Genomic DNA, 16,292 nt, shown 5'->3' with positions numbered 1-16,292 from the left:
ACGTCTCATATGGGGATTACAAAAGAATATAAAAAGCATGCTTCCTTACAACCGAATAAAATAGCAATAAAGGAAAATGATCGAGTTTTAACATATAAAGAGTGGTTTGAGTCAGTGTGTAAAGTAGCAAGCTGGTTGGATGAAAAAAAGTCAAAGAATAAAACGATAGCAATTGTATTAGAAAATCGTATCGAGTTTTTACAACTATTTGCTGGTGCTGCTATGGCCGGATGGGTTTGTGTGCCATTCGATATAAGGTGGAAACAGCATGAGCTTAAAGAAAGGATTGCAATCAGTGATCCGGATGTGATTGTGACAGAGCGATATAAGGTAAATGATCTACCCGGTGAAGAAGGAAGAGTAATAGAAATTGATGAGTGGAAAAGAATGATAGAGCACTATCTTCCTACATATCAGTCCGTAAAAAATGTACAAAATGCTCCTTTTTACATCGGATTCACATCAGGATCAACTGGAAAAGCAAAAGCATTTTTACGTGAACAACAATCGTGGGTTCATAGTTTCGATTGCAATATACATGATTTTCATATGAAAGAAGAAGATTCTATTTTAATAGCTGGAACGCTCGTTCATTCTCTTTTTTTATACGGGGCAATAAGTGCATTATATATAGGACAAACGGTGCATATTATGAGAAAGTTTATTCCAAATCAAGTGTTGGATAAGTTAGAAACGGAAAAAAATTCGGTCATGTATACAGTTCCGACAATGCTAGAATCTTTATATAAAGAAAAGAGAGTAATAGAAAATACATTGAAAATTATTTCGTCAGGAGCGAAATGGGAAGCTGAGGCGAAAGAAAAAATAAAGAGTATATTTCCTTATGCGCAAAAATATGAATTTTACGGTGCATCGGAACTAAGTTTTGTAACAGCATTAGTTGATGAAGAGAGTGAAAGAAGGCCAAATTCAGTAGGGAAATCTTGTCACAATGTGCAAGTTCGAATATGTAATGGAGCAGGTGAAGAAGTACAGAAAGGTGAGGTAGGAACTGTTTATGTGAAAAGTGATCAGTTTTTTATGGGTTACATATTAAATGGGATTGTAGTTCCAGAATTGAATGCAGATGGCTGGATGACAGTGCGAGATGTAGGCTATGAAGATGAAGAAGGCTTTATATATATTGTAGGTAGAGAAAAGAATATGATTTTATTTGGAGGAATTAATATTTTTCCAGAAGAAATAGAAAGTGTATTACATGAACATCCAGCTGTAGATGAAATAGTTATAGTTGGTGTGAATGATAGTTATTGGGGTGAAAAGCCTGTCGCCATCGTCAAAGGAAGTGCTACGAGGCAACAATTAAAGAGTTTTTGCTTACAACGATTATCCTCGTTTAAAATACCGAAAGAATGGCATTTTGTAGATGAAATACCTTATACAAATAGTGGAAAGATTGCTCGTATGGTAGCAAAAAGTATGATTGAAAAACGGGAGAAAATATATGAATAGGGCAGTTATTGTAGAGGCGAAAAGAACACCCATTGGCAAGGAGAATGGGATGTTAAAAGATTATGAAGTTCAGCAATTAGCAGCACCACTCCTTACGTTTTTAAGTAAAGGGATTGAGAGAGAAATAGACGATGTTATATTAGGGAATGTTGTGGGACCAGGAGGGAATATTGCAAGATTATCTGCTTTAGAAGCAGGACTAGGTTATCATATTCCGGGAGTAACAATTGATCGGCAATGTGGTGCCGGATTGGAAGCGATTCGCACCGCATGTTATTTCATTCAAGGCGGGGCAGGTAATTGTTATATTGCAGGAGGAGTAGAGAGTACAAGTACATCACCTTTTCAAAATAGAGCACGATTTTCACCAGAAACAATAGGTGATCCTGATATGGGAGTAGCGGCTGAATATGTTGCAGAACGTTATAATATCACGAGAGAAATGCAAGACGAGTATGCTTGCCTCAGTTACAAACGAACACTGCAAGCATTAGAAAAAGGATATATACATGATGAAATAATGTCTTTTAATGGATTATTAGATGAATCTATAAAGCTAGAAATGAATTATGAACGAATGATTAAAAGAACAAAACCTGCATTTTTACAAAATGGTACAGTAACGGCAGGGAATTCATGTGGTGTAAATGATGGGGCATGTGCAGTTCTTGTAATGGAAGAGCGGCAAGCTCGAAAATTAGGATACAAGCCTGTTCTTCGTTTCGTTTGTAGTGCTGTAGTTGGAGTAGATCCCAACCTTCCGGGGACTGGTCCAATATTTGCGGTGAACAAATTACTAAACGAAATGAATATGAAAGTAGAGGATATCGATTATTTTGAAATAAATGAAGCATTTGCTTCAAAAGTTGTAGCTTGTGCAAAGACGTTACAAATTCCGTACGAGAAATTAAATGTAAATGGTGGTGCAATTGCGCTCGGTCATCCGTACGGTGCATCTGGAGCTATGCTTGTAACACGTTTGTTTTATCAAGCGCAAAGAGAGCATATGAAGTATGGAATTACGACGTTAGGAATAGGGGGCGGGATAGGGCTTGCTTTATTATTTGAGAAAGTAGAAGATTAGCGAGGTATTAACTGTACTATGATTAATAGGGGATAATTAGTTCAATATATGAGTTAATATCCGCTCTTAGTAACTATAAAACAAACAAATATTATTCTATATTTTGGGGTTACCTGAGGTTGAATTTGTAAGCTTGATCCTCAGATTATTGGTATAATGTATTGACACTCCCACGGCTAAAGCCGCAAGCTGACTAACGTCAGTGGGATTCTTGCTACCAAAGGCGACGTCTATTTCTAGTATCGCTGACGTGCAAGATTGCGGTGTGCCATCACCACTCCGTATCCAGTGCATCTAGCAGATACGGCACTCGTTCTATTACCAAACGAGTCAGATTGTGAGTTCTCAAATGTGTTTTAGCGTCTTGTACTTGACGACTCAATACATTTTACGGAGCAGAAGAATTTGTTACTCCAACCTCATATGTATTCTGTTTTCAGAGAACAAGATTGTTTTAGAGACTTTTACTTGTCTGTTATGAAAATTATACCATTTCAAATACTTGATGTACAGAACATACTTTCGGTATTTTATCTGTACATCGCATTTGACCTCACTATCATCCCACCCCTAAAGGGGGTACTATCGCACCGTAGTGGGCTTTCCTATTCGGAAAATCTGTAATATGGGTGGGAGATGGAAAAGCTGATATTAGTAAATTGAGCATAAAAATTTCATATGCATCCAGATAAGTATTAATAACATTTCTCTCTCTGAACATAAAACTATACACATATTATGCTAGATAATATAGGCGTTATTCTTATTATATTGCTCTAAAATAATCAAACCAGTTTATTTGAAGAAAGGAATGGGAATATGAACATTGGTGAACGGATTCGACAAATACGTATACATAAAGAATTCACGCAAGGGGAAGTAGTATCAGGGGTATGTTCTATAACTTATTTAAGTAGAATTGAAAATGGACAAATTAAACCTTCAAATTCTGTTTTAAAAAAAATCGCTAAAAATCTAGATATTGATTACAACTTTCTTGTAGGTGCAGATTATGAGGATATTGAAGCTAAGATTCTTGAAATATGTAATAGGTATAAAAATGATAATGTTATAAACTCTAAAGACTTATCATCTTTAGAGTTATATGTTCGCGATACAGACTCTATTCTCTTATTATTAAAGGCCTATGGTGTTCTAATATACTACCATTCTCGAAATAATAACTTATTACATGTAGCAACGATTGTAAATGAGGCTTCGCAAGTACTTCCAAATCAAGTAGCCTCCCTGTATACTCAAGACTTTATATATTATTTAATGGCTCGAGGTTATTATTTTTCTAATAAACAAGACTATATGACTGCAAATGAAATTTATATACAGACAGAGAGTTTACTTGGTCTAGATGAAACTAGGCTACACGCTGATATATATTATAATCTAAGTCTAACAAATCAAAGTCTTTATAAAGATCAAACGATTAGTCGTTTGTATGCTAAAAAAGCCTACAGATTGTATGAAAAATTAAATGTAGAAAATCAAGTAATAAACATTCTTATAATCATTGCACTACAATATCAAAAAGATAATCTACCCGAGAAAGCTCTTGAATCTTTAAAACAAGCAGAAATTAAAGCAGAGGTTAGTGCTAATCCCATGTATTTACCTTTGATTGCATATAATTATGGGAAAATATATCAAGGATTAAAAGATTACACCAATTCTATTAAATACTATGAAAAAAGTTTACAGACTAGCAATCTCTATCCAGATCAAGCTCAAAAAATATACGCAGTAAGAAACTTAATAGAAATTTATATAGAATCTAAAGACTGGAAAATTGTTAATAAACTGATGGATGATGCATTAGAAATGTTATCAATTTCTGATATGCCACACGCATATGTTGAAATATATGGACTGAAGGGGAAAATATCCAAATTAAGGGGCGATAATCATGGATATGAGAAAAATATGCAAAAAGCTATTGAAAGGGGTCTAGAAAAAAAGCAATACCCTCTAGTTCGTGAACTCGCTACTGAACTAGGAAACTATTTTTATGATAATCGCGCTTATAAAATGTCAGCAAAGTACTTGAAAATATCTAGTCAACTCCCCACTTAAGCTACGCTTAAGTGGGTTTTTTTATGTATTGATCTAATAGGGAATTAACACTAGTAAAACTACTATGTTTATAACGCTCCCATTCAAGTACATTACTTTCGTCAAATATCTAGTTAGGGGAGTAAATCCTTCTGAAATTTCCAAAAAGGTAAAATATCAAGTTTAAAACAATTGATAATTCGCTAAAATTTTAATGGAATTTTACTAATTGTTATTAACATAAATGAACATGTATATTTTAAGTACAGAAACTCAAACAGCAAGGAGGGAGTTATTCTGATGCAAGAGAAAAAATGATCTACAAATATGATAGACAATATAAATTATCATTTGAATTAGAGTAAAGGTTATAATCAATATTTTAAAATCCTTTCAAATGAACGTGAAGTATTGCCATATCATGTTTATAAACACTCATAGCGGAAACATACATCACAAAAAGAATGGATGAAAAAGACAGTATTTAAGCAAATGCAAATGAGATGAACAAAAAAATTGATGGCACTGAAGATACAATGCAGCATACTTTACTTAATAAATAAGAAAGAGGGATACATATGAAAAGCAACGAAACGGGAACTAAGCGAAAAGTAGTAAGATATACGGGTGGAATTGCAATACTTTTATTATTGATATCCTTTATATATCAATGGAAAAATGGTTTAGAGGTTGATACTACTGAAAACTTCAGTCTGGCATTAGTTGTTGCCATTTTCCTTTCTAGTTTTATTCCTGAAAGAAAAAGAGATAGTTAAATAATTGAATAGGCAATTGGGATCTATTTCTCAATTGCCTATTTATGCAAATATAAATTCAAACTAAGAGATAAATGCTTAATATCGGTGATTACATACTTGAATAACAACTAATTTCTATTCAATATTTAATTATCTTTTAAAGTTTTTTAGATTTAGGCCTTGATAGTAGTGCTACTAGTTTTCTACTCTTTGAGGAATATAAGCGTTGCTACCAGGCTTTGCTTTTATTTCATTCCAAGCAGCGATAGCATCAGCTTTTGATTTCCCTTTGTTATTTGGATCTTCGAAAAAGTCGCGAGTAAAGCGATTGTATTCAAACTGCGGGCTGATAGTTGTTTTATAAGTAGGATCTTTTTTTCGTTCGTTCTCTTCATACCAAAACGTTATCGCGTCTTCATATGTTTTGCCAACATTCTCTTTAAAAAACTTTTGAAGAGCTACTGTAAAGCGGAAGTTTGCTCCAATTTTTTCTTTGAAAAAAGCACGAACATCTTCGCTACAGCGGTGATTGTTAGTAATAATTGTTTGAAGAGAAAGGTCTTTATAAGAGAGGGAAGCTTTACTCACCTTTTGAACAGAGTTGTTTTTTAATATTTTACCAGTATGTAAATAATGGGAGATACGCTCGGTTATTTCAATCTTAGAGCCACTAGCTGGCAAACCATGCTCACGACAAAATGTTTGGAGTTCTGCTTTTAACCAATAATAGTTTTGGAAATCTTCAAGTGATATAAACTTTGTTAAAGGTGGACGCATGAATGTAACAACTTCTTTCTTCCATAATTTTCTTTAATTATAAAACATACGTTCTTTTTGTGGAAGGATTAATTTGTAAATATAACGGGAAGAGGAGATTACATATGGAAAATGTAATGCAAGTTCGTGTAACCGGAATTTTAATTGAAGATGAAAAGGTATTGCTAGTAAAGCAAAAAGTGGCTAATCGAAATTGGTCTTTACCTGGGGGAAGGGTAGAGAATAGTGAAACGTTAGAAGTAGCGATGATTCGAGGAATGAGAGAAGAAACAGGGTTAGAAGTTAAAATTAAGAAGCTACTCTATGTTTGTGATAAACCAGATGTTAGGCCATCTTTATTACATATTACGTTTCTGCTTGAAAGGATTGAGGGAGAAATTACGCTACCTTCTAATGAGTTTGATCATAATCCAATTCATGATGTGCAAATGGTACCGATTAACGAATTAAGTCATTATGGTTTTTCGGAAACTTTTATAAAATTGGTAAATGAAGGGTTTGCAAATGCAGGGAGTTATCAAGGCTTGAAACAAAATGTAGGCCTGTAAATATAGTTGAAGGATAGCCGTTAGCTATCCTTCATAAACATGTTTTACACTGCTGACTGTAAAGAAGAAACAAGTTGATTTAAAAACTCATCCCCAGTCATAACCGCTTTTCCGCCGCCGCGCGCACTCTTTTTATTTCCGCCGCCTTTTCCTTCGATTGTAGGAAGTGCCTTTTTTAACAGAGCATTCATATCGAGCGTGACTGTTTTTCCGCAAGCAAGGATGCATTGTAGTTTGTCATCATTTTCAATGACAAAGTATGTAATGGCGTGCTCTTGTTGTTCTGTAATAATAGCAGAAAGCTTTGAGACTTCTTGCATAGAACGATTTGTAAACATTTTAGAAATAAGTATGCCAGCATGTATTTCGGTAGGGTGTTGAAGTAGTTCGTTTGCCTCTGCATATAATAATTTTTCAGTCATTGTTTGTATTGTTTTTTCGTTTTCTTTTTGAGAAGTAAGCAGTTGTGCTACTTTTGCTGGAATATCACTTTCGCTACTGTTTAATTGTTTGGAAACATCCTTCATAATTTGTTGCTGTTGCCCCACAAGTTTTAGTGTGCGCCAGCCAGCGATAAACGTTAGTCGTATGCCACCTTTATTGCGTTCCCAGCTAAGAACTTGAATAGGACCTACTTCACCAGTACGTTTCGGGTGTGTTCCGCCACAGCCGTTATAATCAAAGTTTTCGATCATAACAACGCGTATATTTTCAATCATAGTCGGTTCTTTACGAAGGGGTAACGTTTTTGCTGCTTCTAAGTTCATCCACTCTATACGGATTGGATGGTTTTCAAAAACTATATTGTTTGCAATTTGTACTGCTTTTTCAACTGTTTCTGTATGCAGATTTTCTGTTTCTAAATCAATTGTTACTATTTCTCTACCAAGATGGAACCCAATCGTAGGTATGTTAAAATGATCCCAAAAAGCAGCAGATAAAATGTGTTGAGCCGCATGTTGCTGCATATGATCAAAACGACGCTCCCAATTAATTTTACCTTCTACTTCTTCTGTATGTAATTGTTCTGTAATGAAGTGGCGGATTTCTTCATCGACTTCTTCAACATCGAGTACAGCAATACCATTTAAAGTTCCAGTGTCATGGGGCTGCCCGCCACCTGTCGGATAAAATGCCGTTTCGTTTAAAACAACGTATAAGTTACCGTCTTTATCATAATTTTGTTTTATAATTTTTGTAGTAAAGTCTTGTTTATAAGCGTCAGTGTAATATAATTTTTGCTCCAATTTTCTTTCCCCTTTCGTGTTCACTAGTTTCATTGTAAAGCAATCGAAATTAGTTTCCTAATATTTCAGAAGAAAGAAACTTTTTTTAGAATTTTCTTGCTATAATAAGAAAAAGAAAATGCGGGGGTGGAATGAATATGTTATATGAAAACGGCGTAGATAAACTGCTTAGTTTAAGCAAAAATATTTCTGAATTGTATCGAGAATTAAATGAAATGACCCGGATTTTAACGGATTGTAATCGAGAAAGTGTGAAGTTTGATCGGTTATATGTAAAAGAGGTACTGTGGAAGAAAGAAGATGTAATCGAGAAATATGACCAGCTGCTTGTGCAACTTTGTATAAATGAATGCTTTGATCTAAAAAGTGTTATTACAGGAGAATATAAGTATACATATGAAGAAGTAGAAAACATCGTTTTACAATTTAATGAGAAATATAATGTCGCAATTTTAATTAAAGATGTTTGTAAAGAATTACAGTTTACATATGGCATAGATATGGATATAACGAGAACAGCTCGGGTATCAACAACTCAAGTATAAAAAGGGAAAAGAGAGCAGATCCTTTGGTATTATCCCCTTTAGGTAGACAGTAAAAAAAGAGTCCATCTGGTATGATGGACTCAATACTGTTTTATCTGGAGGGGATTTTTTTATGGCAAGAAAGGGACAATCATTTCAAAAATATACAGAAGAACTAAAGCGAGAAGCAGTTCGTCTTCGAATAGAAGAAGGAAAATCATTACGGGAAATTCGTGAACACCTTGGTATAAAGAGCGATGCACAAATTATAGAATGGGTAAAACGCTCTCAACAAGGGCAGTCATTTGATGATCAACGTGGTGCTTGGAATCGTAAGAATTTTAATAGTCTTGAAGAAGAAAATGCATATTTGAAGGCGCAGGTTGAATATTTAAAAAAGCGCAATCCAAATCTACACGGGAAGGAATGGTCTTAAAGAAAGAACGATTTTCTCTTATCGATTCACTACGCCAAACATACCCACTCAAATGGTTATTTCAAATTGCAGAAGTGTCTAAGGCTGGATACTATAAATGGCGAAAATATCATAACGTGCATCGTTTACATCAAAAAAGGGATATGTGGCATAAAGAACATATTTTATCTATTCATCGTCAGCACCCTTATTATGGATATAAACGTATGACCCGTGCTTTAGCTCGAGAAGGAATGGTAATGAATCATAAACGTGTTCGTCGTCTCATGAGGGAGTTAGGCATTCAATCTATTATCCGGAAAAAACGTCCATTTTACGGAAGAAAAACATCGGTGATATTTAACAATCATTTGAATCGAGAATTTCAAGCGGACAAACAAAATCAAAAGTATGTGACGGATATTACTTATGTACGAATTGGAGATCAGTTCGCGTATTTGTCAGCTGTGTTAGATCTATATAACAATGAAATCGTTGCTTGGAAGTTGTCTCGAAGAAATGATTTAAATTTGGTTTTAACTACATTACAACAACTAGAGGGGAAATCTTTATCTACTAAGCCACTTTTACATTCAGATCAAGGGTTTCAATATACATCAAAGTCTTACGCAAAGCAGTTAGAAAGATTAGGATTTATCGGTAGTCATTCTAGACGTGGAAACTGTTTTGATAATGCATGTATTGAATCATTCTTCTCACATTTAAAAACAGAGAAGTTGTATTTAGTGCGTCCAAAAACGTATGAAATGGCTTATCAAACAATTCAAGAATACATTCAATTCTATAATACAGAAAGGTTCCAAGAAAAACTTCACGGCCTTTCCCCGATAGAATATCGGGAAAAGGCCGTGGCATAATACTCTTTTTATGACTGTCTACTTGACAGGGAGATGACCACTTTGCTTTCTTTTTTTATGTGATAACAGGGAGAGTAGGTTTTTAAGATGAAGGGGAAGTTACAAAATATTCATCCGTTAGGAATGACAATTATAATAGGGACTTTATTTGCGAGGTTCGCCACGTCAATGAGTATCCCTTTTTTAGCGATTTATTTAACGACTATTAAAGGTGTATCAGCTGGAATGACTGGTGCTATTATTGGAACGAGTGCACTTGTTGGTGTTTTTGCTAGTTTTATCGGAGGGAATTTATCAGATCGATTTGGCCGGAAAATGATTATGCTCTGGTCCATGATTGTTTGGATGTTTGTGTTTATAGGTTTTTCACTTGCAGATCATGTTTTAAGTTTCTTTTTATTAAACGCTTTAAATGGATTATGTAGGTCGTTTTTTGAGCCAACATCAAGAGCATTATTATCAGATTTAACAAAGCCTGAGTATCGGTTACTCGTCTATAACTTGCGATATGGTGCAATAAATGTTGGAGTTGCAATTGGACCAATTGTTGGACTACAGATTGGAAGTGCAAAATCAACAATTCCTTTTTTAGTAGCAGCTGGGGTATATATTCTATATACAGCTATACTAGCGTTCCAATTTAAGAAGTATCCAATGGAAAAAAAGAAAGTGAGTACAGAAAAACCTGTTACAATGCTAAATGCAATGCGTATATTGCGAAAAGATATAGTATTTTTAGTTGCTTTAGTCGGTATTATTTTGAGTAATTGTGGTTTTTCACATTTGACGACGACGGTATCTCAATATTTTGCAAATGCACATATATTCCAGGATGGAGTGAAATTATTTTCATATATGTTAGCTTTAAATGCGATTGTTGTAGTCGTAATTCAATACCCTGTTATTCAAATATGTAAAAAGTATACACCGTTAGTATCCATTATGGTTGGAACTTTATTTGTGAGCGGAGGATTGTTTGGATTTGGAATAATAGAATCTACGCTAGGTGCTGCCATTTGCACAATTATTTTTACAATTGGAGAAGTCTTAATGTTTTCAATGACGGATGTATTTATTGATGATATTGCTGTCGCGCATCTAAAAGGAACATACTTCGGGGCGATGGGCTTTTCGGGAATTGGAGCAGTAATTGGTCCGTGGTTTGGGGGCGTACTTCTCGATTATTACGGGTACCAAAATGGGTTTGTAGTATTTTCAGCGCTAGCTATATTTTCAACTGTAGCGTTTCCAGTGCTGTTAGTTACGAAAAGTTTATTGAAAAAAAGATATGATGGAAATTCTAATATGGAAGTACATGCGAAATAAAATAAGCCCCAGTAGACGACTGGGGCTTATTTTTGTATTCATCCCGCTATTAACGGGCAGTAAAACTCCTGTTGGTTAAAGTTTTACTTTATTTTAATTCTCAATTTGAAAAAGAACTTTTTCCTCATGTTTATGAGCAACTTCATTTTTGGAAATATGAATGGCTAAATATCCATTCTCTAAGCAGGCTAGCATCTTTTTATAAATAATATTATCGGGTAAAGGAATGATTCTCTGCAAAGAAATATTTTTATGAAGTATGCAAATGTTTAGGCCTGTCTTCATCTTTTTAATGACTACATTTTGTTCTTTTACATTTGGTACATCTGTTTCCAAAATGTATTCTTGTTCCGTTTCACAAAGGTCAATATGAATTTGATTTGGGAAACTAAAGTTGCTACAAGAATCAGAACAAAACTGATCCATCCATTCTTCGAAACCATCAACATGAAAAAGACAATCCTTCTTTTTCTTGCCCATGTAAGACACCCTCCGTAAAATCTCAATTCATACTATGTTATGCATGAATGAAGTAGGGGTGAAGAATAAATGGAAAAATATAAACATTGTATGTGGAAAAGGTAGCTAGTGTGCATTTTGTGTTTTACATATCATGATGTGCATGATGTTTTTGGCGTGAATGGTTACGGTTTTTTACTTTATGAGATCCGCTTAATGGTTCGGGTTGTCCTTTTTTTTCTTTCGCTTCACGATTGTTTTTGCTCATTGTCTGTGACACCTCCTCTTTCTTTTTAGAATGAGAGAAGTTTGCAAATTTATACGAGAATGTTTTTAGAAAAAAGGGTAAAGATAAGTGGGACTAACTATTATGGAAAGGGGATTGTATAATGCCATATCATAAAGATAAGCAACAAGCTTTTCAAGCAGCGCAGCAAGGCGTTACACAAGCAGAAAATGCATTTAACAACATTGTGAAAAATGATCCAAACTACGGTCATGATTTAAAAGAATTACGCCAAGAGGTTCAGGAAGCATATGAACAAATTCAAAATGCACTAGAGGTAGCTTCAGAAACACAACGTCCACAACTTGAGCAATATGAAAGTAATCTCCAAAACATTATGCGAAATGTAGATCAATTAGAAAAGTAAATGAGATTGTTGGTGTTCGACAATCTCTTACTTTAATGAATATTATGCTAAAACAGAAAGTTTTTTTAGTAATTTTTTCTTTACTATGCGCAGTACATATATTTCAAGTGGAAAAAGTGGAAGCGAAAATGTTGCTCAGAAAAGAGCTAGAACCAACTGGCTATGTAACGTGGGAAGTACCTAATAATGAAAAGATTATTGCCATTACATTTGATGATGGACCAGATCCAACTTATACAACACAAGTTTTACATTTATTACGTCAATATAAAGCGGAAGCGACATTTTTTATGATCGGATTTCGAGTGCAGCGCAATCCATATTTAGTAAAACAAGTGTTGAAAGAGGGACATGAAATTGGAAATCATACGATGAATCATTTATATGCGAATAGTTCATCAGATGAAAAATTAAAAAAAGATATTTTAGATGGAAAGAAATATTTTGAAAAATGGGTAAAAGAACCTTTGTTATTCCGTCCACCTGGTGGATATATTAACGATGCTGTATTTAAAACAGCGAAAGAAGCTGGGTATCAAACTGTACTATGGTCATGGCACCAAGACCCACGTGATTGGGCAAATCCAGGTGTTGAATCCATTGTAAATCATGTAGTGAAAAATGCTAAAAGCGGAGATATTGTATTGTTACATGATGGAGGAAATGATCGTAGTCAAACAGTAGCAGCGCTAGCAAAAATTTTACCGGAGCTTCAAAAGCAAGGCTATCGATTTGTAAAGGTTTCGGAATTGTTACGTTATAGACATTAGAAAAAATCCCAAAAGGTGAATGTTCCTTTTGGGATTTTTCGTTACTGGTTCTTTTTGCGTTTCTTATTATTTTGTCGTTCTGCAGCAGTTAAGTTTTCATTTGCAAACTCTTCGTTATAACCAGCACCTTGTCCTTGTGCAGATGCCGCATTCATTCCTGAAATAGTATGATTTGCTTTTCTTTTACCCATTTTATTTCACCTCTATAACTTTTTTTGTAAGTTGAATGATGAGCAGTTCATAGTATGTATGAACTGTAAGTAAAGCGCTAATAGAGCACTTTACTTTATGGTAATAGTATTCATAAGGAGCATGAACACTATTCAAATTTAGAAACATAAAGAAAACTTATGATAATCTATAAGTTTCTTATTATTTACTTATTTAGAAAGTTGTAATAAGATATTATCGTAAGGTATTGAAAAGTTTGTCTACATTTTATATTCAGACAACTTAGTCACGTTTAACAGGGGGGAAACATAATGGTCAAACATAATCCATTTCAATCACGCGCAACTTTTGAAGTAGATGGAAAAACGTATCATTATTATGATTTGAAAGCGCTTGAAAACGCAGGGGTTGGCAACGTATCTCAATTACCATATTCCGTGAAAGTTTTACTTGAATCAGTACTTCGTCAAGTAGACGGACGTGTAATTACAGAAGAGCATGTTACAAATTTAGCGAAATGGGGAACGAAAGATGTGCAAGATATCGATGTTCCATTTAAACCATCTCGTGTAATTTTACAAGATTTCACTGGTGTTCCAGCTGTTGTTGATTTGGCTTCGCTTCGTAAAGCAATGGCAGACATGGGTGGGGATCCTGATAAAATTAATCCAGAAATTACTGTAGACCTTGTAATTGATCACTCTGTACAGGTTGATAGAGCGGGTACGGCAGACGCGCTTGCATTCAACATGGACTTAGAGTTTAAACGTAATGAAGAACGTTATAAATTTTTAAGCTGGGCACAAAAATCATTTGATAACTATCGTGCAGTTCCACCAGCTACAGGTATTGTACACCAAGTAAACCTTGAATATTTAGCACCAGTTGTTCATGCTGTGAAAAATGCGGAAGGTGACTTAGTTGCATATCCAGATTCATTAGTTGGAACAGACTCACATACAACAATGATTAACGGTATCGGTGTTCTTGGATGGGGCGTTGGTGGTATTGAAGCAGAAGCAGGAATGCTTGGACAGCCTTCATACTTCCCAGTACCTGAAGTAATCGGTGTGAAATTAACTGGTACACTTCCAAGTGGTACTACAGCAACTGACGTTGCATTAAAAGTAACGCAAGTATTACGTCAAAAAGGTGTAGTTGGTAAATTCGTTGAGTTCTTCGGTAATGGACTAAAGAGCATGCCTTTAGCTGACCGTGCAACAATTTCAAACATGGCACCAGAATACGGCGCAACTTGTGGATTCTTCCCAATCGATGATATTTCATTAGAATACTTACGTTTAACAGGTAGAGATGAAGAGCAAATTCGAGTTGTTGAAGAATACTGTAAAGCAAACGGTTTATTCTATACAGCAGACAGCAAAGATCCAATTTACACTGATCTTGTTGAAATTGATTTAAATACAATTGAATCTAACCTTTCTGGACCGAAACGCCCACAAGATTTAATTCCACTTTCAGATATGAAAGATGCGTTCCACAAAGCTGTTGTAGCACCAGTTGGAACACAAGGACTTGGATTTAATGAGCAAGAGTTCGATAAAGAGGTGAAGGTTACATTAGAAGATAAAGAAGTAACGATGAAAACAGGTGCAATTGCAATCGCTGCAATTACAAGCTGTACAAATACATCAAACCCGTACGTATTAATTGGAGCAGGTCTAGTTGCGAAGAAAGCAATTGAAAAAGGACTTAAAGTACCTGAATACGTAAAAACATCATTAGCACCAGGATCTAAAGTTGTTACAGAGTACTTAGATAAGTCTGGTTTAACAACATATTTAGATCAATTAGGTTTCCAAACAGTTGGTTACGGCTGTACGACTTGTATCGGTAACTCTGGTCCATTAGCGCCAGAATTAGAAGAAGCAATCGCAGCAAACGACTTATTAGTAACATCTGTTTTATCTGGTAACCGTAACTTTGAAGGTCGTATTCATCCACTTGTAAAAGCGAACTACTTAGCATCACCACCACTTGTTGTGGCATATGCACTTGCAGGTACTGTTGATATTGACCTGAAAAATGATGAAATCGGTAAAGATGCAAATGGCAATGCTGTTTACTTCAACGATATTTGGCCATCAGCTAAAGAAATTGAAGATGTAGTTCAAAGCGTTGTTACATCTGAACTATTCAAAAAAGAATATGCACAAGTATTTAATAGCAATGAGCGTTGGAATGAAATCCAAACTTCAAATGAAGCTTTATATACTTGGGATAATGATTCAACATACATTCAAAATCCACCATTCTTTGAAGGTTTATCTAAAGAGCCAGGTGAAGTTGAAACGTTATCAGGCTTACGCGTAGTTGGTAAATTTGGTGACTCTGTAACGACAGACCATATTTCACCAGCAGGTTCAATCGGTAAGCATACACCAGCTGGACGCTACTTATTAGAAAACGGCGTACAACCAGTTGACTTTAACTCTTACGGTTCTCGTCGTGGTAACCATGAAGTGATGATGCGTGGTACATTCGCGAACATCCGTATTAAAAACCAAATTGCACCAGGCACAGAAGGCGGATATACAACATACTGGCCAACTGGTGAAGTAACATCAATCTATGATGCTGCTATGAAATATAAAGAAGACGGCACAGGCCTTCTAGTTGTTGCAGGTAAAGATTACGGTATGGGAAGTTCTCGTGACTGGGCTGCAAAAGGTACAAACTTATTAGGTATTAAAGCAGTAATCGCAGAAAGCTTCGAGCGTATTCACCGCAGTAACTTAGTGTTAATGGGCGTATTACCGCTTCAATTTAAAGATGGTGAAAGCGCTGAAACATTAGGTCTTGTTGGTAACGAGTCATTTGAAATTCAAATCGACAAAACAGTTAAACCACGCGATCTTGTAAAAGTAGTTGCAACTGATGCAGATGGCAACGAAAAACAATTTGAAGTAGTAGCTCGTTTCGATAGTGAAGTAGAAATTGACTACTACCGTCACGGTGGTATTCTGCAAATGGTTCTTCGTGAGAAAATCGAAGAGTCTAAAGTGTCGAACTAAACAATTGAAATGAATGATAAGGAAGCTAACAACTGTTAGCTTCCTTATTTTATCCAACTTTAATGGGCAGTAAGACCCCCACCTCAAAATGCAGCGCAAGCAAAGAAGTT

16 protein-coding genes are annotated in these 16,292 nt (G+C 35.2%); 11 read left to right on the top strand and 5 right to left on the bottom strand.

Annotated elements, in window-relative coordinates:
• The first annotated feature begins 9 nt into the window (after window positions 1-9).
• From MKY00_RS17710 to MKY00_RS17695, 4 genes are all read left to right on the top strand, one after another.
• Window positions 10-1,473 carry an acyl-CoA synthetase gene (locus MKY00_RS17710; RefSeq protein ID WP_000513146.1) on the top strand — a complete coding sequence of 488 codons (1,464 nt, stop codon included), beginning with the start codon at window positions 10-12 and terminating at the stop codon, window positions 1,471-1,473.
• The gene (locus MKY00_RS17705; protein WP_016718229.1) at window positions 1,466-2,557 is read left to right on the top strand and encodes an acetyl-CoA C-acyltransferase; all 1,092 of its coding nucleotides are present in this window, start codon (window positions 1,466-1,468) and stop codon (window positions 2,555-2,557) included. Before MKY00_RS17710 ends, MKY00_RS17705 begins: the two co-directional genes overlap by 8 nt.
• An 819-nt stretch (window positions 2,558-3,376) precedes the next feature.
• The gene (locus tag MKY00_RS17700) at window positions 3,377-4,642 is read left to right on the top strand and encodes a helix-turn-helix domain-containing protein (RefSeq protein ID WP_016718228.1); all 1,266 of its coding nucleotides are present in this window, start codon (window positions 3,377-3,379) and stop codon (window positions 4,640-4,642) included.
• A gap of 557 nt (window positions 4,643-5,199) precedes the next feature.
• Window positions 5,200-5,397, top strand: a complete 198-nt coding sequence (locus tag MKY00_RS17695) for a hypothetical protein (RefSeq protein ID WP_000840055.1) — start codon at window positions 5,200-5,202, stop codon at window positions 5,395-5,397.
• A gap of 177 nt (window positions 5,398-5,574) precedes the next feature.
• On the opposite strand, the gene MKY00_RS17690 is transcribed toward MKY00_RS17695, so the two are convergent.
• Window positions 5,575-6,156 carry a DUF6434 domain-containing protein gene (locus MKY00_RS17690; protein ID WP_001247723.1) on the bottom strand — a complete coding sequence of 194 codons (582 nt, stop codon included), beginning with the start codon at window positions 6,154-6,156 and terminating at the stop codon, window positions 5,575-5,577.
• A 104-nt stretch (window positions 6,157-6,260) separates the two neighbouring features.
• Between MKY00_RS17690 and MKY00_RS17685 the strand changes: the two genes are divergently transcribed.
• Window positions 6,261-6,704 carry an NUDIX hydrolase gene (locus MKY00_RS17685; protein WP_016718227.1) on the top strand — a complete coding sequence of 148 codons (444 nt, stop codon included), beginning with the start codon at window positions 6,261-6,263 and terminating at the stop codon, window positions 6,702-6,704.
• A 44-nt stretch (window positions 6,705-6,748) separates the two neighbouring features.
• On the opposite strand, the gene MKY00_RS17680 is transcribed toward MKY00_RS17685, so the two are convergent.
• On the bottom strand, window positions 6,749-7,951 hold the full coding sequence (locus MKY00_RS17680; RefSeq protein ID WP_016718226.1) for a serine-tRNA(Ala) deacylase AlaX: 1,203 nt from the start codon (window positions 7,949-7,951) through the stop codon (window positions 6,749-6,751).
• A gap of 137 nt (window positions 7,952-8,088) precedes the next feature.
• Between MKY00_RS17680 and MKY00_RS17675 the strand changes: the two genes are divergently transcribed.
• From MKY00_RS17675 to MKY00_RS17665, 3 genes are all read left to right on the top strand, one after another.
• Window positions 8,089-8,496 carry a hypothetical protein gene (locus MKY00_RS17675; protein WP_016718225.1) on the top strand — a complete coding sequence of 136 codons (408 nt, stop codon included), beginning with the start codon at window positions 8,089-8,091 and terminating at the stop codon, window positions 8,494-8,496.
• A gap of 112 nt (window positions 8,497-8,608) precedes the next feature.
• Window positions 8,609-9,768 (top strand): IS3 family transposase gene (locus MKY00_RS17670; protein ID WP_153016966.1). Its coding sequence is split into 2 segments (ribosomal slippage): window positions 8,609-8,867 and window positions 8,867-9,768, totalling 1,161 coding nucleotides; the frame shifts between segments, so codons are not numbered across the junction.
• A gap of 87 nt (window positions 9,769-9,855) precedes the next feature.
• Window positions 9,856-11,094 carry an MDR family MFS transporter gene (locus MKY00_RS17665; RefSeq protein ID WP_016718224.1) on the top strand — a complete coding sequence of 413 codons (1,239 nt, stop codon included), beginning with the start codon at window positions 9,856-9,858 and terminating at the stop codon, window positions 11,092-11,094.
• A 93-nt stretch (window positions 11,095-11,187) separates the two neighbouring features.
• Here the strand turns inward: MKY00_RS17665 and MKY00_RS17660 are convergent, their stop codons facing one another.
• Window positions 11,188-11,574 (bottom strand): Hsp20/alpha crystallin family protein, encoded by a 387-nt coding sequence (locus MKY00_RS17660; RefSeq protein WP_000516732.1) that lies wholly within the window; start codon window positions 11,572-11,574, stop codon window positions 11,188-11,190.
• Window positions 11,575-11,698: 124 nt separating this feature from the next.
• Window positions 11,699-11,821, bottom strand: coding sequence for a small acid-soluble spore protein P (locus tag MKY00_RS17655; RefSeq protein WP_000042141.1), 123 nt, complete (start codon window positions 11,819-11,821; stop codon window positions 11,699-11,701).
• A gap of 121 nt (window positions 11,822-11,942) precedes the next feature.
• Here MKY00_RS17655 and MKY00_RS17650 point away from each other — a divergent pair, with 121 nt between their 5' ends.
• Both MKY00_RS17650 and pdaB read left to right on the top strand, forming a co-directional pair.
• On the top strand, window positions 11,943-12,206 hold the full coding sequence (locus MKY00_RS17650; protein ID WP_001146297.1) for a hypothetical protein: 264 nt from the start codon (window positions 11,943-11,945) through the stop codon (window positions 12,204-12,206).
• Window positions 12,207-12,250: 44 nt separating this feature from the next.
• Window positions 12,251-12,976, top strand: a complete 726-nt coding sequence (gene pdaB / locus MKY00_RS17645) for a polysaccharide deacetylase family sporulation protein PdaB (RefSeq protein ID WP_141114874.1) — start codon at window positions 12,251-12,253, stop codon at window positions 12,974-12,976.
• A 41-nt stretch (window positions 12,977-13,017) separates the two neighbouring features.
• Here pdaB and sspO read toward each other — a convergent pair whose 3' ends face one another.
• On the bottom strand, window positions 13,018-13,167 hold the full coding sequence (gene sspO, locus MKY00_RS17640) for an acid-soluble spore protein SspO (RefSeq protein ID WP_000518051.1): 150 nt from the start codon (window positions 13,165-13,167) through the stop codon (window positions 13,018-13,020).
• Between the two features lie 291 nt (window positions 13,168-13,458).
• Between sspO and acnA the strand changes: the two genes are divergently transcribed.
• A complete protein-coding gene (gene acnA / locus MKY00_RS17635) occupies window positions 13,459-16,182 on the top strand; it encodes an aconitate hydratase AcnA (protein WP_000238560.1) in 2,724 nt (907 codons plus the stop codon).
• Window positions 16,183-16,292 lie beyond the last annotated feature (110 nt).

This window comes from Bacillus sp. FSL R9-9834, assembly GCF_038006905.1.
GTDB lineage: Bacteria > Bacillota > Bacilli > Bacillales > Bacillaceae_G > Bacillus_A > Bacillus_A pacificus.
This window is presented reverse-complemented; position numbering and strand designations above follow the sequence as displayed.